15 protein-coding genes, 2 tRNA genes and 1 riboswitch are annotated in these 23,677 nt (G+C 65.3%); of the genes, 10 read left to right on the plus strand and 7 right to left on the minus strand.

From position 1 onward, the window contains the following. Nucleotides 1-20: 20 nt before the first annotated feature. Nucleotides 21-239: a hypothetical protein gene (locus AVME950_RS03140; protein ID WP_284428728.1), complete on the plus strand. Its 219-nt coding sequence runs from the start codon at nucleotides 21-23 to the stop codon at nucleotides 237-239. A gap of 50 nt (nucleotides 240-289) precedes the next feature. Here AVME950_RS03140 and AVME950_RS03145 read toward each other — a convergent pair whose 3' ends face one another. Both AVME950_RS03145 and rnr read right to left on the minus strand, forming a co-directional pair. Continuing rightward, entirely contained in the window at nucleotides 290-1,045 is a 756-nt protein-coding gene (locus AVME950_RS03145) for an SDR family oxidoreductase (RefSeq protein WP_284428729.1), read from the minus strand. A 48-nt stretch (nucleotides 1,046-1,093) separates the two neighbouring features. After that, on the minus strand, nucleotides 1,094-3,391 hold the full coding sequence (gene rnr / locus AVME950_RS03150; protein WP_284428730.1) for a ribonuclease R: 2,298 nt from the start codon (nucleotides 3,389-3,391) through the stop codon (nucleotides 1,094-1,096). A 19-nt stretch (nucleotides 3,392-3,410) separates the two neighbouring features. Between rnr and AVME950_RS03155 the strand changes: the two genes are divergently transcribed. Both AVME950_RS03155 and AVME950_RS03160 read left to right on the plus strand, forming a co-directional pair. Further along, a tRNA-Leu gene (locus AVME950_RS03155) sits at nucleotides 3,411-3,495 on the plus strand. A gap of 164 nt (nucleotides 3,496-3,659) precedes the next feature. Next, nucleotides 3,660-3,744, plus strand: a tRNA-Leu gene (locus AVME950_RS03160). A 223-nt stretch (nucleotides 3,745-3,967) separates the two neighbouring features. Here AVME950_RS03160 and AVME950_RS03165 read toward each other — a convergent pair. Together AVME950_RS03165 and AVME950_RS03170 are read right to left on the minus strand one after the other, a co-directional pair. Next, nucleotides 3,968-6,697: a DUF349 domain-containing protein gene (locus AVME950_RS03165; protein ID WP_284428731.1), complete on the minus strand. Its 2,730-nt coding sequence runs from the start codon at nucleotides 6,695-6,697 to the stop codon at nucleotides 3,968-3,970. A 263-nt stretch (nucleotides 6,698-6,960) separates the two neighbouring features. Beyond that, nucleotides 6,961-10,713: a DUF748 domain-containing protein gene (locus AVME950_RS03170; RefSeq protein ID WP_284428732.1), complete on the minus strand. Its 3,753-nt coding sequence runs from the start codon at nucleotides 10,711-10,713 to the stop codon at nucleotides 6,961-6,963. A 716-nt stretch (nucleotides 10,714-11,429) separates the two neighbouring features. On the opposite strand from AVME950_RS03170, the gene AVME950_RS03175 reads away from it, so the two are divergent. The 4 genes from AVME950_RS03175 (at nucleotide 11,430) to AVME950_RS03190 (ending at nucleotide 16,943) form a co-directional block, all read left to right on the plus strand. Then, nucleotides 11,430-12,299, plus strand: a complete 870-nt coding sequence (locus AVME950_RS03175; RefSeq protein WP_284428733.1) for a lytic transglycosylase domain-containing protein — start codon at nucleotides 11,430-11,432, stop codon at nucleotides 12,297-12,299. Between the two features lie 68 nt (nucleotides 12,300-12,367). Further along, nucleotides 12,368-12,517: riboswitch (ZMP/ZTP riboswitch) on the plus strand. Between the two features lie 34 nt (nucleotides 12,518-12,551). Then, nucleotides 12,552-13,796, plus strand: coding sequence for a serine hydroxymethyltransferase (gene glyA, locus AVME950_RS03180; protein ID WP_284428734.1), 1,245 nt, complete (start codon nucleotides 12,552-12,554; stop codon nucleotides 13,794-13,796). A gap of 122 nt (nucleotides 13,797-13,918) precedes the next feature. Beyond that, the gene (gene nrdR / locus AVME950_RS03185; protein ID WP_272563964.1) at nucleotides 13,919-14,368 is read left to right on the plus strand and encodes a transcriptional regulator NrdR; all 450 of its coding nucleotides are present in this window, start codon (nucleotides 13,919-13,921) and stop codon (nucleotides 14,366-14,368) included. Nucleotides 14,369-14,579: 211 nt separating this feature from the next. Next, entirely contained in the window at nucleotides 14,580-16,943 is a 2,364-nt protein-coding gene (locus AVME950_RS03190; RefSeq protein WP_284428735.1) for a hypothetical protein, read from the plus strand. A gap of 27 nt (nucleotides 16,944-16,970) precedes the next feature. Here AVME950_RS03190 and aroC read toward each other — a convergent pair whose 3' ends face one another. Beyond that, a complete protein-coding gene (gene aroC / locus AVME950_RS03195) occupies nucleotides 16,971-18,068 on the minus strand; it encodes a chorismate synthase (protein ID WP_284428736.1) in 1,098 nt (365 codons plus the stop codon). Nucleotides 18,069-18,203: 135 nt separating this feature from the next. Next, entirely contained in the window at nucleotides 18,204-18,659 is a 456-nt protein-coding gene (locus AVME950_RS03200; RefSeq protein ID WP_284428737.1) for a CBS domain-containing protein, read from the minus strand. A gap of 98 nt (nucleotides 18,660-18,757) precedes the next feature. On the opposite strand from AVME950_RS03200, the gene AVME950_RS03205 reads away from it, so the two are divergent. Continuing rightward, nucleotides 18,758-20,068, plus strand: coding sequence for an O-acetylhomoserine aminocarboxypropyltransferase (locus AVME950_RS03205; protein ID WP_284428738.1), 1,311 nt, complete (start codon nucleotides 18,758-18,760; stop codon nucleotides 20,066-20,068). Beyond that, complete coding sequence (locus AVME950_RS03210) at nucleotides 20,068-20,877, plus strand: alpha/beta fold hydrolase (RefSeq protein ID WP_284428739.1); 810 nt, start codon at nucleotides 20,068-20,070, stop codon at nucleotides 20,875-20,877. Before AVME950_RS03205 ends, AVME950_RS03210 begins: the two co-directional genes overlap by 1 nt. Nucleotides 20,878-20,882: 5 nt before the next feature. On the opposite strand, the gene AVME950_RS03215 is transcribed toward AVME950_RS03210, so the two are convergent. Continuing rightward, nucleotides 20,883-22,322, minus strand: a complete 1,440-nt coding sequence (locus tag AVME950_RS03215) for an NHL repeat-containing protein (protein WP_284428740.1) — start codon at nucleotides 22,320-22,322, stop codon at nucleotides 20,883-20,885. 178 nt (nucleotides 22,323-22,500) lie between these two features. Here AVME950_RS03215 and AVME950_RS03220 point away from each other — a divergent pair, with 178 nt between their 5' ends. After that, nucleotides 22,501-23,445, plus strand: a complete 945-nt coding sequence (locus AVME950_RS03220; protein ID WP_284428741.1) for a hypothetical protein — start codon at nucleotides 22,501-22,503, stop codon at nucleotides 23,443-23,445. Nucleotides 23,446-23,677 lie beyond the last annotated feature (232 nt).

Below are 23,677 nucleotides of genomic sequence, written 5' to 3' on the forward strand. Positions count from 1 at the left end.
CACTTCTCTAGGAGATAGAAATGACCCGTAAATCCTGGCCCTTCCTGTCCACATACCAAGAGCGCAGACCTGAGCAGAATGTGGCTTTCTCTTCCACCGATGCGATCCAGCCTCCATTGGGGCAAAACGCCATTTCCCTGGGTACAGAACGGGCAGGAGCAGCTGCGTCATCAATGAACAACTCGCCACTTCGCTGCCCCGACTTCACCATCGGTAATCTTTCGCCTTCGGTGGCTTAAAGGGAGGAGAGGCCGGAACTCGCGGCCCCAACCCTCTCGATAGGAAGGCTTCAGCCTCGCCCGGCAAATGGCATCTTGGTGGCCATTACCGTGTGGAACATCACATTGGCCTCCAGGGGCAAATTGGCCATGTAGAGCACCGACTGGCCGACGATATCCACGTCCATCAACGGTTCAGCCGCTATCTGCCCGTTTGCCTGCTGTACCCCTTGCGTCATGCGCTGGGCAAGCTCCGTCCCCGCATTGCCTACATCGATCTGACCCACTGCAATATCGTATTTCCGGCCGTCCAACGACGCGGTTTTGGTGAGTCCAGAGACTGCGTGCTTCGTGGCTGTGTAGGCAATCGAATGGGGCCGTGGAACGTGCGCAGAGATGGAACCGTTATTGATGATGCGACCGCCTGACGGTTGCTGCGCCTTCATCACACGAAAGGCCTGCTGCAGGCAATAGAACATGCCATTGAGATTAGTGCCGACCACCTTGTGCCACTGCTCCAGCGGCAACTCGTCAATGGGCACAGCAGGCGCGCCGACGCCAGCGTTATTGAACAGCAAATCCACTCGCCCGAAAGCCTCCACTGCTCGGTCGAACAAGGCCCGAACGGCAATGGGATCCGCAACGTCCGTGGGAACCGCCAAGGATCGCCCCGCTGCACCGGCTTCGGCAATCACGGCATGCAACAGCGATTCCCGGCGTCCTGCGAGAACCACACGCCATCCGTCCTTCAACAAGGCCAACACAGCGGCTTTGCCAATGCCTGATCCGGCGCCGGTCACGATGGCCACTTTGGATGAATCACTCATCAACCATTCCTCATGGGATCATTGTTCAACGTAGCGGCGTGGTAACGCTCATCTGCGGGATTTGCGACCCTTGGCGGGAGGTCCCGCACGCTTTCCGGCGGCCTTGGGCGACTGCTTGCGCGAGGAACGCTCGTCAGTCGACACCCGGGTAGCCGATTTGCTGGAGGATTTTCTGTTCGAGCCGCTCGCAGTGTTCGCAGCCCGGCTGTCGGAGGAGCCGGCGCCCGCGGTTGCCTTACCTTTTGTCGGCCGAGGGGGCGCAAGGTCTTCACCTTCACGCATGAGCCGAAAATCGATCTTGCGGCCATCGAGATCCACCCGGCTCACCTGCACCCGCACGCGCGAGCCGATCGCATAGCGGATTCCAGTGCGTTCGCCGCGCAATTCCTGGCGGGCCTCGTCGAACTTGAAATACTCGCCACCCAGCTCAGTGATATGCACGAGGCCTTCGACATACATGGCGTCCAACGTCACGAAGATGCCGAAGCTGGTGGCTGCGCTGACCACACCGCTGTACTCCTCGCCCAGGTGCTCACGCATGTACTTGCATTTGAGCCAAGCCTCGACATCCCTGCTGGCCTCGTCCGCCCGGCGCTCATTGGCGCTGCAGTGCAGCCCTGCCGCTTCCCAGGCCTGCGTTTCCCGGGTGCTTGCCGGAGCCTCCTTTCGCGGCTGCATGGTGGGCGCAGCGACGCGCGCAGCCAGGCGCTTGGCCAGCTTGGCATGGGCTTCGCCAGGCATGGGCAATGCCGGCAGCCGGTATTTTGTTTTACCGAGGATGGCCTTGATCACCCGGTGAACCAGCAGATCAGGGTAACGGCGTATCGGGCTGGTGAAGTGGGTATAGGCCTCGAATGCAAGCCCGAAATGGCCGCTGTTGATCGGCGTATAGATGGCTTGCTGCATCGATCGCAGCAACATCGTATGGATCTGCTGAGCGTCGGGGCGGTCCTTGGTGGCGTCGGCAATGGCCTGGAAGTCGCCAGGCTTCGGATCGTCGCCGATCGACATGCCCACCCCCATGGCCTTGAGGTAATTGCGCAGGATCTCCTGCTTCTCCGGTGTCGGCCCTTCATGCACCCGGAACAAGCCAGGCTGCCCACCTTGCGCGATGAAATCGGCGCTGCAGACATTGGCAGCCAACATGGCTTCTTCGATGAGGCGGTGCGCGTCATTGCGGGTACGTGGCACGATCTTCTCGATGCGGCCGTTGTCATCGCAAATGATCTGCGTCTCGGTCGTTTCGAAATCCACGGCACCGCGCACATGCCGCGCAGCCAACAGGGCCCTGTAAACGTCGTGCAGATTGAGCAGGTCTTTGACGCGGGGCTTGCGCTTCGTCGCCTCCGGTCCACGGGTATTGGCCAAGATGGCGGCCACCTCGGTGTAGGTGAAGCGGGCGTGGCTGAACATCACCGCGGGATAGAACTGGTACGCATGCACATCGCCCTTGGCCGTGATGAGCATGTCGCACACCATGCACAGGCGCTCCACCTCGGGATTCAGCGAGCACAGACCGTTGGACAGTTTCTCGGGCAGCATGGGAATCACGCGCCGGGGGAAATAGACGCTCGTCGCCCGGTCATAAGCGTCGATATCGATCGCGCTGCCAGTCTCCACGTAATGGCTCACATCCGCGATCGCCACCAGCAGTCGCCACCCCTTGGCGCGGCCAACCTTGGCTGGCTCGCAGTACACGGCATCGTCGAAATCGCGCGCATCTTCGCCATCGATGGTGACCAGCGGCACGTCCGTCAGGTCCACCCGGCTGCGCTTGTCCTGCGCGCGGACCTTATCGGGCAGTGCTTTGGCCTGCGCCAAAGCATCGGCCGAAAATTCGTGCGGCACGCCGTATTTGCGCACCGCGATCTCGATCTCCATGCCTGGATCGTCCACCTCGCCCAGGACCTCGGTGATTCGGCCAACCGGCTGCCCGAACAGGGCTGGCGGCTCGGTCAGTTGAACCACGACCACCTGCCCTGGTTTTGCCGTTCCAGTGGCCCCTTTGGGGATCAAAACATCCTGGCCATAGCGCTTGTCTTCCGGGGCCACGAGCCAGACACCGCTCTCTTGAAGCAATCGCCCGATGATGGGCTGGTCGGGCCGCTCGACGATTTCAACCACGCGCCCTTCCGGACGGCCCCGGCGATCCTGGCGAACGATCCGGACACGCACGCGATCCTTATGGAGCACGGCACGCATCTCGTTGGGGGGAATATAGATATCGGATTCGCCATCGTCTCGCTGCACAAATCCATGCCCGTCGCGATGCCCCTGCACACTGCCTTCGATCTCGTCTTCATTGCGCGCAGCAGGTGCGCCAGGGGTCGTTTTTTTGATATACAATCTGAGTCTTTCCTGAAATGCCCAGGTGGCGGAATTGGTAGACGCACTAGTTTCAGGTACTAGCGAGTAACATCGTGGAGGTTCGAGTCCTCTCCTGGGCACCAAGTTTAACGACAACCTGCAGGGTTGTCGGCCAAAAAAGCCGCTTCTTTTGAAGCGGCTTTTTTTATTGTCCGCATTCCCGGCGCATGGCATGGTTGCACAATAAATTTTGCAACTCAGCCAGAGCCTTCAAAAAAGACTCTATAATTCGAGTCTTTCCTGAAATGCCCAGGTGGCGGAATTGGTAGACGCACTAGTTTCAGGTACTAGCGAGTAACATCGTGGAGGTTCGAGTCCTCTCCTGGGCACCAAATTCAAAAAAGCCGCTGTGAAAACAGCGGCTTTTTTTTTGCCCGATGCGCCATGAACCTGATGTCATGGCTCGGCTCATTCCGTGATGAGCCGCTCCACCATCGGCGTGGCTACGCGACCGGAGGCTGGAGCCTTCTGCCAACCACCAACCCGCAGTTCTCCATTGGCGGGTTGGTAGAACAGCAAGGCCGGTTGGGCCAAACGGCCTTGCTGTATTCGCGTTTATTTACGCAGCAGGGTCTTCAACGCGTTCTGCAATCTGCGGGCGCTGGTTTCGTCGGTTGCACTTGCAAGCACCCGGGCCACATCCTGGCCCCACGTCTGGACGGGCGTGGGATCGTTTCGGCGCGTGAGCAACTGGAGTTGGAGTGCACGGCGGGCCTGCAACTGCTCCGCAGGGGTAGGCACTTCGGCCGCCATTTCCAACCTCAGCAAAGCCTCCGATGCATCCCCTTGGGGCGCGGCAGAAACCGCCTGGGTCCATGCCGTGCGGACGGACGCTTGTACTCCCAATTCCTGCACGCTGGGCAACTGGGCTGCGTCACGTTTTTGCCAAGCGGCAATCAGCTGGGTGAGTGCCTCGCCATGCGCTTGCGCAGCCAGTTTGCGCAGTGTGAGTTGCGCATGTTCGAGTGCCTCGCGCTGGGCACGGAAAGCACTGTCGCCCAGGCGAGGACCGCGGGCTTCCGAACGGTCCCCAAACCGATCACCCCGATCCCCGAACCGGTCGCCCCGCGCATCGCCACCCCGGCCCGGGCCGGAGGCATCGCGCGGACCTCGTCCGTCTTTGCGGTCTCCCGGCCGTGCTGGACGGCCCGGCAGTGCAGGAGCATCTTTTTTCATACCCGGGCGATCGTCGCCACGCACAGCCACCACGGGACGTGGCGCAGGCTTCGGCGCCGCGGCAGGCGGCGGAGCCTGATCTGCATCGGCGCCCTCCCCTTCCGAAGCCGCGGCCCCCTCTGCGGGTGAGGAAGTCACGTTGTCCGACGCGGTAGCTGGCCTGTTCTGCGCAGCGGATGCTGCCGCTTCATTGGCCAATGCCTGTCCACGCAGCGCAGCCTCCAGAGCGACCATTGCGCCACGGATCTTTTGCGCATCGCCGCTGGCATTCGCTTCCTCCAGCGCCTTGGAGGCTTCCAAAACGACGCGGTCCCGGGCGCTGATCTCGCCAGCCATCTTGTCGCGATCAGCGGATTTGCGATTGAACGCTTCGTCAATGGGCTTGCGGAAGGCATCCCACAATTTCTGTTCGTGCTTGCGGTCCAGTGGCACGGACTGCGCTTCAGCCTGCCAGCGCTGCTGCAGTGCCTTCACCGCGTCGACCCGCAGTGTCGACGCAGCCCCCAATGCGGTTGCCTCATCGATCAGCGCATGCCGACGTGCCAAGCTGTCCTTCTGCGCGGTTTCGAGCGGCGCGGCGGCGGCGGCCATGGCTTCTTTCCATTGGGGCTGCAGTTCAGCAAACACCTTTTCGCTGACATGACCGCCATCGCGCCACCGATCGCCGAACTGGTGGAGCGCACGGTTGACCGCCTTCCAATCGGGCTGCCCGGCCGCTGCCTGGGCCGCCGTCCAAGCCTTCACCTCGTCCAACAAGGCCACACGCTGGGCTTTGTGCTCAGCCGCATCGGCGCGCACCTTTTCCAGCCACGCCTCGACCACCTTGTGGGCTGCATTGCACGCCTCGTCGAATTTTTTCCACAGCGCATGGTTGGCCGGCCCCCCTTGGTCTGCCTGCTTCCACTGTTCGCGCAACTGCCGCAGCGTTTCCTGCATCTTGCGGCCGCCCAAAGCCTGGCCTTCGGGACGTTGCAGCAACCCTTCCGCACGGGCCACCAGATCTTCCCGAACCTGGTCCGCGCTCCAGCGCTGCCAGCCTTCGAGTTCACCCGCCGCAACCAAAGCGGTGTGCACCTGCTGCTCCAGTGCCGCATCGATGTGCTTGCCATGGGTTTTCAGCACGCTGCGCAGCGCGGCTGCAGCGCCTGCGCTGGCTTTGCCGTGGCCTTCCGCTGTCTCTCGCTCCAGTTTGCCCAATGCGTCGCGCACGGACTGCATCGCCTTGTCTCGCACTTCAGGATCCACCTTGGAGCGTGCGGGAGGCCGCACGGCCGGCTGTGCCGCGGCTGCGGCTTCCGATGGTTGACCACGCGCCACCCGAAGCTCATCCGCCCACACGGGGACAGGGGGCAACGCTGCCGCAGGATCTTCCGACGCAGCAACCGCCTGCGCGACCGCCGGCTGGAATGCATCCCACACCACGAGCAACTGAGTGCGCGAAGCATCCAGCAACGGCGGGAAGCGCGCTTCCACGCTGGCCCAGGATGGGTCGTCCGTCAGTTCCTGCGCCTGTTGCTGCCAACGGCCCACGTCGGTGCGCAGCGCCTCCAATGCGGCCTGAGCATCACGCCAGGGCTTGGTGGACAGCACCTCGATGCGCTGGGCCAGCAACACTGCGGCCTCGCGCTGCACCTGCACACGGTGCTGCAGATCTTCGATGACCTTCATGCGCTCTGCCAATTGCACCTTGAGCGATGCCAAAGGTTCCCGCGACAAAGGGGCTCCCGCCTTGGCCGCGTCGCGCTGCCAAGCCAGCGCGTCGGCAATGTTCAGCTTGGCAGCAGCCAGCAAGCCCTGCGCCTTTTCGGCCCACTCGGCAGCGATCGCCTCCTGGCCCTTGGCACGCCGGATTTCATCGAGGCGCTCGCGAACAGCACGGGCCGCGCCCTTGTCGCGCCCACTCAGTTCCTTGAACACCTCCTGCAACTGCTCCGCCGAAGGCTGGGTCTGCAGCCATTCGCGAATGCGCGATGCCCTCTCTCCCGAGGTCGCGGCGGAAAACGCGCCGCCCGTCAGCGCATCCAAGGGATGCGGCTCGGTGTGCTTGGCCGGGGCCGGGTTCACTTCGGGTGCGTCAGACATTTTGTTGCGAGAAGAAAAGGGAAACATGGATTCAGGGGGTAAAAGGCCGTGGCCGAGGGAGCCAGCGCCTACAGGCAGCGCAGATGACGCCGCCGACAAGGGCGCTATTTTCGCCCGGTTTTAGCAAGTCCCCTACATGGGGCGTTTTTATTCGGACTCCGCGGGCACACGGGGCCATGGTTCAGACACTGGAACGCTGAATATGGGGTGCAGCGCTGCGACTGCAATACGGCAATGTAGCCCACGGCCATGGATGGATGAAAAAGCTTGTTTCCACCGGATGCGCCCTGTCAGCGAGTGGACAAAGTAAGTTCTGCGTGGGGCGCCCCGTTCGCACTCTCCGAATCGATTTTCGGTGCGCCGACGAACAATCGCCCCAGCGCGACTTGCCGCCCCGCCAGGTAGTCACGGACCGCCACTGCCCGTGCCTGTGCCAGCTCTCTCATCGCCTCATCGGGAATTGCCATGTCCGCCAATAACAAGGCTTCCATTTCTGGCACGAACAAATCCTTCGCCATGCCGACCAGATTGCGGGGCTTGGCCATGTCGGTGCGGCGATACACCTCCTTGAGCGAGTCAGCGTACTGCGGAGAACCCGGCGCAGGCGCCTGGGGTTCCGAGGGCGCTTGATCGCCCCGCGCAGCCATGCGGCGCGCTTGTGCCGCCACCCGGGACTGCAGCGCGGCCCGTTTCCAGCCCTCTTGTTCGGCTTCTCGCTGAGCGTGCCCGGCGACGGTCATGTTCAGTCCCGGTCGGTCCGAGAGTGCCTGCCCGATCTTGTCGAGCGTCTTTCGGGCTTCATCGTCAAGGGCCGCGCTGCCCGGGGCGAAGTTGACGCGATCCAGCTCAGAACTGCCCCCCATCCATCCGGCCAGCAATGAAAACGGCGAAGTGATCGCCTTCATCACCAAGTTGCCCACCGCGCGAAAAATCACCGGCCCCAGGCGGAACTGGGGGTCGTTCAGCGAGCCATTGATCGGCAGTTCCACGTCGATCACACCATTGCGGTCAGCCAGCAAGGCAACGGCCAGGCGCACGGGCAAACTGGCCGGAGCGCCCTCCACCGGCTCGCCAAAACGCAATTGATTCAGCACGAGCTTGTTGCTGGCCGTCAATTGACCATCTGGCAGAACACGATAGTTGACGTCCATGCTCAGCTTGCCCCGCTCGATGCCATGGCCCGCGTACTTGATGCTGTAGGGCGAAAGCGGCGGCAGTTCCAGATCGCGCATCCGGCCTTGGATGTCCAGTGCCAAGGGCTTGGCCAGCGGATTCAGGCGCCCCGTGATGTCGAGCGAGGCCGAGCCCTGCGCCCGTCCGCGCAGTTGAAGTTCGGCCATGGCGGGCTCACCGCCCTCGGCGGAGGGCGCGGACGCAAAAGCCCCCAGGCGACCATTCAATTCGCTCAGGTCCGCTGAATAGTTGGGCCGAACGAACGAATCGGTAAAACGCACCGAACCGCCAGTGAGCACCACGGGGCCGAAACGCATGACCGGCGCCATTGCCGGCTTGGTGGCCTGGGGCGGCGTCGAGCCAGCCGCTGGGGTGATGTCGGGGGAAGCCTCCACTGTTGCCGATCCACCGGGTGGCCCCTGGGCAGGCTGAGCAAGGTCCTGCAGATTGATGCGTCCATTCGGCTGAACGATGATTCGGGCAAAAAAGTCGCTCAACGCCGTTTCCTTGACGTCGAGCGCGGTTGGCTTTCCGGGCGCCAGGGTGAAATCCACCCCCTGCAGGGCCAGCGACTTCCAGTTCAGCAGTTCTTCCCCGCGGATGGGTGCAGCACCGTCGACCGGTCCATTCGCGGCTGGGCGAACGGCCAGGGCCCTCACCCGCACGTCGTCCAGTGCGGCATTGCCCCGCACGCCGACGGCCGGGCCGTCGGTTTGCGCGGCATAACGCACCTCGCCATTGAAGCTGCCGAGGGCACGCACGACATCGACCGCCAACGGGTTGTCCACATACGGCTTGAAGGGATGCAGTGGCAGGCGGGACGCCTGCACCTTGCCCTGTGCCAACAGGGGCGTCATCTGCACCGTTCCTTCATAGGCAAGGTTGCCGGGATCTGTCCGCCCGGCCCCAAGGCGTGCCGATAGCGACAACGACACTGGAGGTGCGCCGGCATTCACAGGCCATGCCAAGCCCTTGGCCCGCATCTGGAAGGTGTCGAGCAGTACCGCCACAGGCTGTGCCTTGGCCGCATCGTTGAACGCCAGCGCTCCACCGTCCACCGACACTTCGGCCAGTTGCACGCTCCAGCCGGGGGCTGAGTCCGTCCGCGTTGCGGAGGTGACTGGCACACGGCCTTTCCCTGCGGTGCCGGGCACCGTCGTCAGCCAGCGCTCCACCATCCAGCGCCCGTCCCCAGTGCGCTCCAGGCGCACTTTGGGCTGCGATGTCGCCACCCGCGCGATGGCAACGGTGCGCTGCGGCATCCGGATCAACGCATCCTCGACCTCGATGCGGCCGATTTCAGCCCAGGCCGCGTTGTTGCGCAGGCCCGAGACCGTGGCGGTCCCCGCTGGGCAGTCCCGACCAGCCGGAGCACAGGCCCATTCGGCGCGGTCCACCGACAGCTTCGCGATCTTTGCCGCCCACGCGGAGCCGTTCCAGGCGATGCCCCCATCGGAATCCAGCGTACCGTCCAGTTGGGGCTGGACGAGGTTGGCCAGGTATGGCCGGGCCATGGACAACGGCCAGCCCCGGGCGGACACGGCCACGCGGCCCGATTGCGCCAGCACCTCCCCTTGAAGCGACAAGGTCGCGGCGTCGCTCCCCGCTTCGGACGACAGCCGCGCATCCGCAGTGAACTGCACTGGCCGGGTGAGTGGCAAGGCCAGCCGGGTCGCGCGCACCCGCAGGTCGCGGGCCGAGATGCGGGCGGGCACTGCTGTCCCATCGTCCAGCCAGTCCACCTGCCCGCCATTGATGGCCACCCGATCCAGCACCACATCCCACGGTGCATCAGGAGCCGCAGTGGTCTCCGCCTTCGTGGCACCCTGGCCTTGTGCCGCGCCGCCCAGCACGGCCATGCGCCCTTGCCGGTCACGCCGCAACGTCGCATGTGGCCCGCGCCACTCCAGCGAAGCCACATGCACCTTCCGCTGGAAGGGCTGCAGCGCCGCCACCTGGGCGGTGGCCATGTCGAACGACAGCAGTGGGCCACCCTGTCGATCGCTCACGCGCGCACCATGGACCTGCACGACGCCGCTCACCGAAAGAGCAGGTTCGGACTGTTTCTGGAACGTCAGCCGCAGATCGGCGTCCAGCGTGCCTTGCTCGATGCGTACCGGCATGGCGGGAGGAAGGTAGGCCAGGAACGGCTGCAGATCCAACCCCTTGAATTGCAGCGTGGCTTCGGTGTCCCGGCTGTCCAGAAATGGCGTGCTCTGGGCCCCGGTCGTGAACGCCGTACCGTTCAGTTGAAAGGCGAGATGGGGCGCGACCTTCACGGTGCGGTCCGCGGGCAGATTGCTCAGAAACGGCACGCTCAGGGAAAATCCACGCACGGTGTGGACCCGTTTTTGTGGCGCATCGCCGAAATCCACGGCACCGTCCCTCACCACGATGTTGTAGAACGAAAACCGCTGGGGCTGCGCATGAGGCGCGGCCGTCGCCGAGGATGGTGCCGAGAGCTTTTTCAGCAGGTCATCGAAGTCGGTCTGCCCAGCCGACGTGCGCGACAGACGCAATGTGGGTCCATCGACCTCCAGCGCGTCGATCACCGGCGCCAGATGCCAAAGGGACTGCAGTTCTGCATCTATATAGAGGCGCTGAATTTCTAACTGGGGCTCCTTGCCCGAAGTGTCTGCAGCCATCCTCAGATCCCGCAGTTCCAGCTCCAGGGTCCATGGCTTGAAATCGATCTTCCCGACAGACAGTTCTCGCCCCAATTGCTCGGACACCTTGGTGTGCAGCACGTAGCGCAGCACGGTCGGAACCACGGCCCAGGCCAGCGCCCAGAATCCCAGCCCAGCCAGCAACGTCCACGCCACGCGGCGCACCCACAGGTTTTTGATGATCGAAAGCGCTTGCAGGGGCACGTCAGAGTCCGGTTTTCATTGCACAGATCATGGGATTCGAGCAGAAATCGGCCGGGTCAACATGTAACCAGTCGCAAAAAAGAAAGCCCGGTGGGATCTGTCGATCCGCACCGGGCTTGACGGCTGACACAACGGTCTTTTGCCATCATTTGCACCCTGGAGCTTGAACGTCCACGGGGCAGGAGGCAAGGTATTGCCTCCGGGGTCTGCCTTGGAAGTTTGACCAGTCACCTTCAGTGCACTGCATGCGTCTGGAGGGCGGCTCCGCTTCGTCCGGCGATGCCTGAATCACTCAGGCAAGGCCACTTTAGCCAAGTTGGCGGACCACCACAAGCTGGATTTTCAATCGCCCTCCATGCCTCGATTGCATTCATCACGGCGGGGCTGCAGAAGCGGTAACGATGCCTCATGCAAGAGTGCCGATGCATCCTATAAACCTGTGTTTCCTACCAGATTTTTAAGATCGAATTGATCTAACGATCGGTTTTGTTAGTATTGACTCTGTATTAAGAGCCCTCCTAGAATCCGCGAGCCCTGAAAAACGGGGTTGACGATCTTCCATCCGCTGCCGATCCCGGCTAAGTCAGTTCGGTCATTGAACGCTCTCCGGAGGCAATGCGAACCTGATGGCGTACCAATCCAGGCGAGATGCCTGGCACGGCCTGGCCCCTTGTGGGCCACCTTGCTCAGGCCTCGACTCAGAAAGGAAAAGCTACATGACAGCGTTAGGAACAGTGGTCGCCGGAGTGCGAACGTTCGCATCCGATGTGATCGACGGTTTTCTTGAAATCACCCACAGCAGCTTCGCTCTCCTTGGCCTGGCTGTCGCTTTTGCCGTCATCACTTTGACCGCGCGTCCCGACCTGCGCCAGACTGGAGAAGAAAAGCTGATGGGCTGGCTGCAAGCCCGCCAGGTCGCGGTCATGGGCACGCCCATTGAGCCGGAAGCCAGCGAGCGCGCCACGGCGAGCAATCCGAAGGAGCTGCCCAAGGAGCAGGCAGCCGTCACCTACTGGCTCAGCAAGAAGTACCGTGTGGCGCCGGAGCCTTTGGCAGTGCTGGTGGCCGAAGCCTATGAAATCGGCGGCAAGACCAAGCTGGACCCCACGTTGATCCTGTCGATCATGGCCGTGGAATCGAGCTTCAACCCCTTCGCCCAGAGCGCGGTGGGCGCCCAGGGCCTGATGCAGGTCATGACGAATGTGCACACCGACAAGTACCAGAATTTCGGTGGCCACTTCGCGGCCTTCGATCCGGTGAGCAACCTGCGCGTGGGCGTGAAGGTGCTGCAGGAATGCATCACCCGCGCCGGGTCCCTCGAAGGCGGCTTGCGCTACTACGTCGGCGCGGCCAATCTGCCCGACGATGGCGGGTACGCCGCCAAGGTGCTGGCCGAGCACTTCCGCCTGCGCCAGGTGGCCAGCGGCCGCTCGGTGCCCTTGCAACCGCCGGCTCCCACCACGCCGGCTGCCCCGCCGATGCTCTCCACGCAGGCGCCGGCACAGACCGTTCCCGCCAAGGCGGCCGCCGAAGCAGAAGCCCCCAAGGCCAGCGCCGACAAGGTGGCGCTTCTCTCCGACCTTTGAACCGACGGTGCCCGACTTGGGGCATCGATTCATCCTCGGGCTCCAGGCCCGGTGCGGTCAGCTACACTCGCGGGGTACGCAACTGGCGATAGGCGCGGCACTCCACTGCCGCCGCTGACGTGGAAACCGACAGGGGTTCACCCCCTGTGAACCACTGGGGAGCGTGCCGCACGGGCTGAAAGGCCTGCTGTGTTCCGCCGTTCGCCTGGGCAGCCCTTGTTTCAAGGGACACCAGTTCATAGGACTGCCAACATGTACCAACGCAATATCCTCGTCAGCCAGGCCGACCCTGAAATCTGGGCCGCCATCCAGGCCGAAAACGTTCGCCAGGAACAGCACATCGAGCTGATCGCCAGCGAAAACTACGCATCCCCCGCCGTCATGGCCGCCCAGGGCTCGCAGCTCACCAACAAGTACGCCGAAGGCTATCCCGGCAAGCGCTACTACGGCGGCTGCGAGAATGTGGACGTGGTCGAGCAACTGGCCATCGACCGCGTGAAGAAGCTCTTCGGTGCCGAAGCCGCCAACGTGCAGCCCAACTCCGGCTCGCAGGCCAACCAGGCCGTGCTGCTGGCCTTCCTCAAGCCCGGCGACACCATCCTCGGCATGAGCCTGGCCGAAGGCGGCCACTTGACGCACGGCATGCCGCTGAACATGAGCGGCAAGTGGTTCAACATCGTCTCGTACGGCCTCAACGACAAGGAAGAGATCGACTACGACGCGCTCGAAGCCAAGGCCCGTGAACACAAGCCCAAGCTGATCATCGCCGGCGCATCGGCCTATTCCCTGCGCATCGACTTCGAGCGCTTCGCAAAGATCGCCAAGGAAATCGGCGCGATCTTCTGGGTGGACATCGCCCACTACGCCGGCCTCGTGGTCGCGGGCCAGTACCCCAACCCCGTGCCCCATGCCGACGTGGTCACCTCCACCACGCACAAGAGCCTGCGCGGCCCGCGCGGCGGCATCATCCTGATGAAGTCCGAGCACGAGAAGGCCATCAACAGCGCCATCTTCCCCGGCCTGCAGGGCGGCCCGCTGGAACACGTGATCGCCGCCAAGGCCGTGGCTTTCAAGGAAGCGCTGGAGCCGGGCTTCAAGGCCTACCAGGAACAGGTCGCCAAGAACGCCAAGGTGTTCGCCGAGACGCTGATCGAGCGCGGCCTGCGCATCGTGAGCGGCCGCACCGAGAGCCACGTGATGCTGGTGGATCTGCGCGCCAAGGGCATCACCGGCAAGGAAGCCGAAGCCGCCTTGGGCAACGCCCACATCACCATCAACAAGAACTCGATCCCCAACGACCCTGAAAAGCCGATGGTGACCAGCGGCATCCGCGTGGGCACGCCGGCCATCACGACGCGGGGCTTCAAGGAAGAGGAAACGCGCCTCACGGCCAATCTCCTGGCCGATGTGCTGGACAACCCGCGCGACGAGGCCAACCTGGCCGCGGTGCGGGCCAAGGTGCACGCGCTGACCTCGCGCTTTCCCGTCTACGGCTGATCCATGCCCCGCTCTCCGCTCAGCGCCGCCTGCCCTGGCCCAACCGGGGCAGAACGGGCGCTGGCGCCAGCCTCGGCCCGCTCGGCGGCCCTTCTCCGCCGGCATGATGGGAGGGCCTTCCGATGAAGTGCCCTTTCTGCAGCCACCCCGAAACGCAGGTGGTGGAAACGCGGGTGGCCGAGGACGGGGATTTCGTGCGCCGCCGCCGCCAGTGCGGCGCGTGCGACAAGCGCTTCACCACCTACGAGCGGCCGGAAGTGAACTTTCCGTCCATCGTGAAGAAGGACGGCCGGCGCATCGAATACGAGCGGGCCAAACTGCTGGCCTCGTTCAACCTGGCGCTGCGCAAGCGCCCGGTCAGCACGGTGCAGATCGACAGCGCCATCGAGCGCATCGAGGAAACGCTGCTCAACCTGGGGCAGCGCGAAGTGCCTTCCAGCCAGATCGGCGAGTGGGTGATGCGCGAGCTCAAGAAGCTGGACAAAGTGGCCTACATCCGCTTTGCCAGCGTGTACCGCAGCTTCGAGGACATCGACGACTTCCGCGCGCTCGTGGACGAAGTGCGCAAGTAAGAATCGATGACCTGGGGTCTTTCGGGCCCTCACTGCATGACTACCATGCGGCTAAAGCTATCGATTTCATAGCAAACGAAAACGGCGCGCTGTCTGACAAGGCAGGCGGACACGTGGCCGCCTCTGCGTTCTAAACTGGACCGCTTCGTCCGCCGGAGCGGTCTGCGTGCCCGGCGTCCTCGCTACGATCCGCGCCCGCCGCCCTCGCTCCATGGAATCCCAGCCGCCGATTTCCAACCATCCCACTTCGCCCGCATCCGCTTTCCAAACCCCCAGCGGGCCTGCCCACCGCCACACCTGGCAATTCTTTCGCGCCGGTGGCGTGGACCAGGTCACCATCCGCACCGGCGCCGACATCGCCCACCTGGCCGAGCTGGACCAGAAACTCTGGGTGGCCCTGGCCTGCCCCACGCGCGGCATCGAGTTCGACCCACGCACGCTGGACCTGATCGACACCGACAAGGACGGGCGCATCCGCCCGCCAGAACTGCTGGCGGCCTGCGCCTGGGCCTGTGCCCGGCTGGGCGACCCCGACCTGCTGGCCCGGCCGGCCGATGCACTGGATCTGGAGGCCATCGACGCCACCACGGACGAGGGTGCCGCGCTGGTGGCGCAGGCGCGGCGCATCCTCGCGCTGGCCGACCAGCCCGAGGCCACCACCATCACGCTGGCCCAGGTGCTGGAACGCAGCGAACAGCTGAGCGCCATGCGCTTCAACGGCGATGGCGCGATCACGCCGGACACGGCGCAGGACGACACCCCGGCGCGGGAGGCCATCGAGCAGATCATCGCCACGCACGGCAGCGTGCCCATCGAGCAGAAACCCGTGAAAGGCGTCGCCCAGGAGGCCCTGAAAGGGGTGGACCGCGCGCATGCCGAGGCCTTCTTTGCCGAGGTGGCGAAATGGCACGCCTGGTCGGCCCAGGCCAATGACCGCACCGCCGGACTGGCGCTCGGCGATCGCACGCTCGTGGCCACGCAGGCGATGAACGCGGTGCGGCACAAGATCGACGATTTCTTCGCGCGGTCCCGGCTCGCCGCCTACGATCCGCGCGCGGCGGCGGCACTCAACCCCACGCAGGAGGAATACGCCTCGATGGCGGGGGTCGATCTGGATGCATCGTCCCCCGCGGTGGCCGCCCTGCCCCTGGCGCCCATCACGCCCCATGGCGCCCTGCCCCTGGCGCGCGGCACCAATCCCGCCTGGGCACAGGCCCTGCAGACCTTCCGGGAGCAAGCGGTGGAGCCGCTGCTCGGCCGCCCCGCCGAGGCGCTGACCGAAAAAGAATGGGAGCAGGTGCAGAAGGCCCTGGCCCCCTGCCAGCAATGGCTGGCCGACAAGCCGGCCACCCGGCTGGATGCGCTCAAGGACGACGCCATCCGCCAGTTGCACGAGAGCGGCGTGCGCGAGCGCGTGATGGCCCTGATCGAGCAGGACGAGGCCGAGAAGGCGCACAACACACAGATGCTGGACCTCGAGAAGCTGCTGCGCTTTCGGCGCGACCTGCTCTTGCTGCTGAACAACTTCGTCTCGTTCTCGGCGTTCTACCAGCGCGAAGGCGCGATCTTCCAGGCCGGAACGCTGTACCTGGACGCACGCAGCTGCGACCTGACCGTGCAGGTGGCGGATGCGGGCAAACACGCCAAGCTCGCCGGGCTGGCCAAGACCTACCTGGCCTACTGCGACTGCACGCGCAAGGGACAGAAGATGACCATCGTGGCGGCGTTCACGGCGGGCGACGTGGACTTTCTGTTCGTGGGGCGCAACGGCGTCTTCTACGACCGGCAGGGCCAGGACTGGGACGCCACCATCACCAAGCTGATCGAGAACCCGACCAGCATCGCGCAGGCGTTCTTCTCGCCCTACAAGAAATTCCTGCGGATGATCGAGGAGCAGGTGGCCAAGCGGGCCTCGGCCAGCGATGCGCGGGTGGAAAAGTCCCTGGGCGCCACGGCCGGGCAATTGGCCAACACGCCGCTCAAGGCTGGCGGCACCACGCCCGCCGCCTCCACCGTGGTGGAGCCCGGGCGCCGCACCGACGTGGGCACGGTGGCGGCGATCGGTGTGGCGTTGGGCAGCATCAGCGCCGTGCTGGTGGGCATCTTCGGCAAGTTCGTGGACCTGGGGGTGTGGATTCCGCTGGCGCTCGTCGGCATCGTGCTGGCCATTTCCGGGCCGAGCATGCTGATCGCGTGGCTCAAGCTGCGCCAGCGCAGCCTGGGGCCGATCCTGGACGCGAGCGGCTGGGCCATCAATGGCCGCATGCGCATCAACACGCGGCTGGGAGGCTCGCTGTCGCAGACGGCGCATGTGCCCGCCAACGCACGCCGGTTGCTGGACGATCCGTTCGCCGAATCGCGCCGGCCGGTGTGGCTGGCGGCGGGGGGATTGCTGGTCGTCGCCGTGCTGGCGGTGGCCGCCTGGCGCTGGTACCGGCTGGAGCATGCGCCGGCATCGGTCCCTGTCGCCGCCCCCGTTGCCACCACGGGCAGTGCACCGGCCACGGCAACCCCCGGTGCACCGGCGGCGTCGGTCCCTGTGGCGCCCCCCGTGCCTGCCTCGGCCGCGCGCTGAGGCGCGGGCGGCCTGAGGGCCCCGAACTCAGAGAAACGATGCCTGGATCGGTGGCACGTGTGGCTCGACGTCGCCGCACTGCCCGCGGTGGCGCAGGGCATGGTCCATCACGACCAGCGCCAGCAGGGCCTCGGCGATGGGTGCGGCGCGGATGCCCACGCAGGGGTCGTGCCGGCCCTTGGTGATGACCTCGGTGCTCTGGCCGTGCACGTCGATGGATTCGCGCGGGCTGATGATGGAACTGGTGGGCTTGATGGCCAGCGACACCTCGATGTCCTGCCCCGTGCTGATGCCGCCGAGCACACCGCCGGCGTTGTTGCTGGCAAAGCCCCTGGGCGTGAGCGAATCGCCGTGGGTGGTGCCGCGCTGCGCCACGCTGGCAAAGCCCGCGCCGATCTCCACGCCCTTGACGGCATTGAGCCCCATCATGGCGTGGGCGATGTCGGCATCCAGCTTGTCGTACAGCGGCTCGCCCAGGCCGACCGGCACGCCCGTGGCCTGCACGCGGATGCGCGCGCCGCACGAATCGCCCGACTTGCGCAGCGCGTCCATGTAGTCCTCGTACGCGGACACGTCGGCGACCGGCGCGAAGAACGGGTTCTGGGGCACGTGGTCCCAGCTTTCGAACGGAATGGCCAGCTCGCCGATCTGCGTCATGCAGGCGCGAAAGCGAACGCCGTATTTTTCGGACAACCACTTCTTGGCGACCGCGCCGGCCGCCACCGTGGGGGCGGTGAGCCGCGCCGACGAACGCCCGCCGCCGCGCGGGTCGCGGATGCCAAACTTGTGCCAGTAGGTGTAGTCGGCGTGGCCGGGGCGAAAGCTCTCGGCGATGTTGGAGTAGTCCTTGCTGCGCTGGTCGGTGTTGCGGATCAGCAGGGCGATGGGCGTGCCGGTGGTCTTGCCTTCGTACACGCCGGAGAGGATCTCGACCGTGTCGGCCTCGTTGCGCTGGGTGACGTGGCGGCTGGTGCCGGGGCGGCGGCGGTCCAGGTCGGCCTGGATGTCCGCCTCGGACAGGGGCATGCCGGGGGGGCAGCCGTCGATCACGCAGCCGATGGCCGGGCCGTGGGATTCACCGAAGTTGGTGACTGCGAATAGGGTGCCGAGTGTGTTGCCGCTCATGGGGCGCGATTATCACCGAGCCTTGCGGCCCGGCCCGGCCCGGCCCATCCCACCCCGCGCCGAATGCTATTAAAAACATAGCAACCCAGGCAATCGATACCCCGGCATGGGGCCGGTTAGGCTTGAAGGGAGCGATCAGACCGCCGGGCGGGCGTCTTCCTCGGGCCAGTCGCGGATGTAGGCCTTGAGCATCTTGTTCTCGAAGTTCTGGGCATCCACGACGGCCTTGGCGACGTCGTAGAAGCTGATCACGCCCATGAGCATCCTCTTGTCCATCACCGGCATGTAGCGGGCATGGCGATTGAGCATCATGCGGCGCACCTCGTCCATGTCGGTCTCGAGCGTGCAGGTGAGCGGGGCGTCGTCCATGGCCGTGCGCACGAGCAGGGTGCCGACCGAACCGCCGTTCTTCACCACGGCCTGGATCACTTCGCGGAAGGTGAGCATGCCCACCAGGTCACCCAGGTCCATGACCACGAGCGAGCCGATGTCCTTTTCGGACATGATTTCAGCGGCCTGGGACAGCGGCTCGTCGGCGTTGACGGTGTAGAGGGTGTTGCCTTTGACGCGAAGGATGTCGCTGACTTTCATGGGGGAGGTCTCCGTGGTGCGCGCCAGGGCGCTGCTGGCTGAATCCTGCGCAATATAGCCCACAATGCGGCGCTTACCCCCCTACAGAGGAGACACGGATGCCCGGTTACTCAGACCCTGGCTTCGACACACTGGCGCTGCACGCGGGCGCCTCGCCCGACCCGGCCACCGGGGCGCGCGCCGTTCCCATCCACCTCACGACGTCGTTCGTGTTCGAGTCGAGCGACCACGCGGCCGCGCTGTTCAACCTGGAACGCCCGGGCCACGTGTACAGCCGCATCAGCAACCCCACCAACGCCGTGCTGGAGCAGCGCGTGGCCGCCCTGGAAGGCGGCGTGGGCGCCATCGCGGTGGCCAGCGGCCAGGCCGCGCTGCACCTGGCGATCTGCACGCTGATGGGCGCGGGCGGCCACATCGTGGCCAGCACCGCGCTGTATGGCGGATCGCAGAACCTGCTGCACTACACGCTGGCACGCTTCGGCATCGAGACCACCTTCGTCGCCCCGGGCGACATCGACGGCTGGCGCGCCGCGGCGCGGCCCAACACCCGCCTGTTCTTCGGCGAGACCGTGGGCAACCCGGGCCTGGACGTGCTGGACATTCCCACGGTGAGCGCCATCGCGCACGAGGCCGGCGTGCCGCTGCTGGTGGACTCCACCCTCACCTCGCCGTGGCTCATGCGGCCCTTCGAGCACGGTGCGGACCTGGTGTACCACTCGGCCACCAAGTTCCTGTCGGGCCACGGCACCGTGATCGGCGGGATCGTGGTGGACGGCGGCAGCTTCGACTGGGAGGGCCCGCGCACCGCGGGGCGCTTCGCCGAGCTGACCCAGCCCTACGACGGCTTTCACAACATGGTGTTCACCGAGGAAAGCACCGTGGGCGCCTTCCTGCTGCGCGCGCGGCGCGAGGGCCTGCGCGACTTCGGCGCGTGCATGAGCCCGCACACGGCCTGGCTGATCCTGCAGGGCATCGAGACGCTGCCGCTGCGCATGGAGCGCCACATGCGCAATACGCAGAAGGTGGTGGAGTTCCTGGCCAGCCACCCCTTCGTCTCGCGCGTGGGGCACCCGATGCTCGATTCGCACCCCAGCCACGCGCTGGCGCAAAAGCTGCTGCCGCGCGGCGCGGGATCGGTGTTCAGCTTCGACCTGAAGGGCAACCGCGCGCAGGGCAAGAAGTTCATCGAGACGCTGAAGGTCTTCAGCCACCTGGCCAACGTGGGCGACTGCCGCAGCCTGGTGATCCACCCGGCCAGCACCACGCACTTTCGCATGAGTGACGAGGCACTCTCGCAGGCCGGCATTTCGCAGGGCACGATCCGCCTGTCGATCGGCCTGGAGGACGCGGACGACCTCATCGACGATCTGCAGCGCGCGCTGAAAGCCGCAGAAAAGGCAGGTGCGTGATGCGCTTCACCGTCAACGGCCACGGCACCTATTGCTACACCGGCGGCAAGGCGTTCGACGCGGCCAAGCCGACCGTCGTCTTCATCCACGGCGTGCTCAACGACCACAGCGTGTGGGCGCTGCAAAGCCGCTACTTCGCCAACCACGGCTGGAACGTGCTGGCCGTGGACCTGCCGGGCCACTGCCGCAGCGAGGGCGATGCGCCCGACAGCGTCGAGCAGGCGGCCGGATTCATCGCCGCGCTGCTGGATGCGGCCGGCGTGGCCCGCGCCGCGCTGGTGGGCCACAGCTGGGGATCGCTGATCGCGCTAGAGGCCGCCGCCCGCCTGCAGGACCGCATCACGCACCTGGTGCTGGTGGGCACCGCCTACCCGATGAAGGTGTCCCCCGCCCTCATCGAGTCGGCCCTGAACACGCCCGAGAAGGCGCTGCGCATGGTGAACGTGTTCTCGCGCAGCACGCTGGCCTCTCCCTCGGGCGCGGGCTTCTGGGCCTATGGCGCGGGCATGGCCCTGGGCCGCCGCGTGCTGCGCAGCAACCCGGCCGTGAACGTGTTCCACCGCGGCTTTCTGGCCTGCGACCGCTATGCGGGCGGCGAGGCGGCCATCGCGCGGATCACCTGCCCGGTGCTGTTCGCCCTGGGCGCGCAGGACCAGATGACCAACCCGAAGGCGGCGCAGGGCCTGATCGCGGCGGCGCGCGCGGCCGGCAAGGCGGTGCAGGTGGCGAGCCTGCCGGTCGGCCACCACCAGATGACGGAGGCGCCGGACGCCACGTTGTTCGCGATCCGGGACTTCCTCGCGGCCTAGCGGTTTTACGAACGGCCGGTGGACGTGCCCAGCGTGCGCACGACCCTCAGCACCAAGTTGCGCGCACTGTCTTCCTCGGAGCTGATCACGAGCCAGCGCCCCGCGCCGTCCCTGAGCACCTCGCGCGGCTCTGCGCTGGTCGGCGGGTCCTGAATGGAAGTCGCCACGTTGGTGTCATTGTTGGCCAATGCACCGTTGCCCGTCAGGCTCGTCCACACCGCACGGAACCGGCGTGCAGTGGTGCCCGCTGCCGCGCCTTCCTCGATGGCGCCGAAGGCCTTCATGCTTTCGTCGCTCTGGACGAAGAAGGACTTGAGGCGATAGTTGGCAGGAAGCACCACGCGCTCGATGCCTTGGTCGCCAAAGGACGTGTCGAGCGCGCCATTGGCACTGAACTTGGCGACGCTGAGCTGGCAGTCGCTGCCCGCGCACGTTCTGGCGGCGACGACAAATCCGCCATCGGGATGGGGCGCGAGTTGGTATTCCTTCAACTCCGCTCCGAAGGATGTCCAGCCACCGGAGGTCTGCGCTTGCGTACCGCCCGCGTGCACCGCGATGCAAAGCCCGGGGTCGGATCGGGGGTCAGCGTAGATCCGGCCACCCAGTTGGCCTGCGGTGACGATGCTGCCGTTGCGCAGCGCCAGCACCGCCGCGCCGCTGGCCTCGCAGGGCGCTGGCGGCTGCGATGCCGTCGGTTGATTGAACGCGGCATCGGGGATTCCGTCCGCAGACAGGCGGCGCAAAGAGCGGCCGAACACTTGCAGGATGGGGCGGTCGTTGGACGTCAGCAGAACGGGTTTCTGATCGGGCTGGATCGCCAGCGCGAGGGTGTTGAGATTGGTGGAGACGAATCCCTCCGCAACGCCCTGGGTGCCGAACGTGCTGTCGACCGCCCCATTCGCGGTGAGGCCGACCACGGTGTGGTGCCATGTGCCGGGCTCCCCGGACGCCGTCAGGCACCGGGTCTGGTAGGACGGTGAGAAACACGGCTCGTGCGCCTGAACCGCCACCAGGATTCTGCCGTCGGCCTGGAGTCGAACATCGCCGAGTGACTCGTATCCCTTGACGGAAAACCGTGCTTCGCCGTTTTGGCCGAAGCCCCTGTCAACATGTCCGTCGGCGCCCATCCGGACGACAAAGGTCTGCGTGGCGGGCAGCGATCCGAAACCCGAAGGGGCTGCGGGGACCGCGACCCTGCTGCCCGCAATCAGCAGCCTGCCATCCGGCTGCACGCCCAGGCTGGCGAAGGACGGCGTGCCGAGCGGGAAGGTGGCCACCCCGGCTTCGCCGTACGTGGTGTCGACCTTCAGGGCATCGGACAGAGTGACCGTGGTGGATCCCGATCCGCCGCCACAGGCCGTCAACCCGAATGCCACCAGGCAACTCGCCAGCCAGACGTCGTGTGTGGGTCGTTGAAAGATACGTCCCGTATCGAGTCGATGCATGCCAAACCCCTCCGTTGATTGAAAACCCTTGCCGGACATTCTGCATGGCTGGTCGCTGGGTTTCACTCCGCGGGCTTGCGTTGTGTGGGATGGCGTAACACCCGCTGAAATATCTGCGATAGATTCCGCCATTCCGAACAACACCCCCGGTACGGAAAAATGGGGAGGGAGGCAACCGATGCGTGAGTTTCTGATGTGGGAAAACGAACCGGTGGCCGTGCCCGCGTTCCGGTCGATCGCGATCGTGGAGAGCTCGATCCACGCCCCGACCATCGCCCCGCACCTTCGCAAGCTCTACGCCCAGTTCGAAGCGCGCTTCGGCACGTCGGCGAACGAAACCTCATACCACTTTCCCGGCTACAAGGGCAAGATCCGCCCGGCGACGCAGCGCATCCTGAACGACGGCCGTGACTATCTCGCCCGGGACGGCGGCACCCCGTATGGCGAGGGCCTGCGCCGCTACGGCCACGCGCTCGCCGACTTCCCGCACCCCGGCTTGCCGTTCTTTGGCATCGAGCAGCGCAGCGACCGTTTCTTTCTGGAGACCGCGATACCGCAAGACTCGCCCCATTGGCACGGCTTCGCGCAGGAGGTCAGCGCGACCTTGATGGAACTGCCCACCATCAGCGGCACGATGGGCATGGGACGATTTCTCCCACCCCACAAAAGCAGCCTCAGGTTCCTGTTGAGCGCCGATCCGGAGCGCCATCGTGCGGCGTTCAGCACCGACGCCGACATGGTGGAGCCCGCGCTTCGCAGGGACGGTTCACCGCATCGGTGGAAGGCGGGAGAAGAAGCCGGTATTGCCGATGTGGGCTGGCGAACATTCATCGGCCGCGAATACTGGGACCGGATCGAACCCGCCCTGGCCGAGCTGGCCCGCGACCCCGACATCGCGATCGAGCGATCCCCCCACCTTCTCTCGATCACGGCCGGCGATCGCCCGATCTGGGGCTCGCCCGACGAAACCGATGCGTTGCGGCCGTTTCGAACGGTCGCCCGCGCGCTCGAGCCCGTCCGCCAGCCCCTCAGCGCCGCCCGGGCCTTCTGGTTCGGTGGCGGGGCCACCGACGATCATGATGATCGAGTCGCGGCGTACCTCGCCCGTTTGGAGCAGGCGTAGTGTTCCGCCCGCCGCACAGGCGCTTTCATGCTGCGCACTGCCATTCAGAGTGAAAAGCGGCCCATGCCCTAGTACTCATTGCCCTTGCAGCTATTGATTTAATAGCACTTCAGCAATCATCCCCGTGCGGATGCCCCTGCGGAAAGCCATCGGGCCTACCCGCCCCACCCTGCGCGGCCACGCATCGGCGCCTCCATTGGGCGGTTAGCGGCGGATCCACACCCTTGCCGCC

Source organism: Acidovorax sp. SUPP950, assembly GCF_030158935.1.
Classification (GTDB): Bacteria; Pseudomonadota; Gammaproteobacteria; order Burkholderiales; family Burkholderiaceae_C; genus Paracidovorax.

What these genes read in the sequence shown, in the direction of transcription:
- AVME950_RS03140 (WP_284428728.1), top strand. Translation starts at nt 21, where the DNA reads ATGACCCGTAAATCCTGGCCCTTCCTGTCCACATACCAAGAGCGCAGA.
- AVME950_RS03145 (WP_284428729.1), bottom strand. Translation starts at nt 1,045, where the DNA reads ATGAGTGATTCATCCAAAGTGGCCATCGTGACCGGCGCCGGATCAGGC.
- AVME950_RS03165 (WP_284428731.1), bottom strand. Translation starts at nt 6,697, where the DNA reads ATGTTTCCCTTTTCTTCTCGCAACAAAATGTCTGACGCACCCGAAGTG.
- AVME950_RS03175 (WP_284428733.1), top strand. Translation starts at nt 11,430, where the DNA reads ATGACAGCGTTAGGAACAGTGGTCGCCGGAGTGCGAACGTTCGCATCC.
- glyA (WP_284428734.1), top strand. Translation starts at nt 12,552, where the DNA reads ATGTACCAACGCAATATCCTCGTCAGCCAGGCCGACCCTGAAATCTGG.
- nrdR (WP_272563964.1), top strand. Translation starts at nt 13,919, where the DNA reads ATGAAGTGCCCTTTCTGCAGCCACCCCGAAACGCAGGTGGTGGAAACG.
- AVME950_RS03190 (WP_284428735.1), top strand. Translation starts at nt 14,580, where the DNA reads ATGGAATCCCAGCCGCCGATTTCCAACCATCCCACTTCGCCCGCATCC.
- aroC (WP_284428736.1), bottom strand. Translation starts at nt 18,068, where the DNA reads ATGAGCGGCAACACACTCGGCACCCTATTCGCAGTCACCAACTTCGGT.
- AVME950_RS03200 (WP_284428737.1), bottom strand. Translation starts at nt 18,659, where the DNA reads ATGAAAGTCAGCGACATCCTTCGCGTCAAAGGCAACACCCTCTACACC.
- AVME950_RS03205 (WP_284428738.1), top strand. Translation starts at nt 18,758, where the DNA reads ATGCCCGGTTACTCAGACCCTGGCTTCGACACACTGGCGCTGCACGCG.
- AVME950_RS03210 (WP_284428739.1), top strand. Translation starts at nt 20,068, where the DNA reads ATGCGCTTCACCGTCAACGGCCACGGCACCTATTGCTACACCGGCGGC.
- AVME950_RS03215 (WP_284428740.1), bottom strand. Translation starts at nt 22,322, where the DNA reads ATGCATCGACTCGATACGGGACGTATCTTTCAACGACCCACACACGAC.
- AVME950_RS03220 (WP_284428741.1), top strand. Translation starts at nt 22,501, where the DNA reads ATGCGTGAGTTTCTGATGTGGGAAAACGAACCGGTGGCCGTGCCCGCG.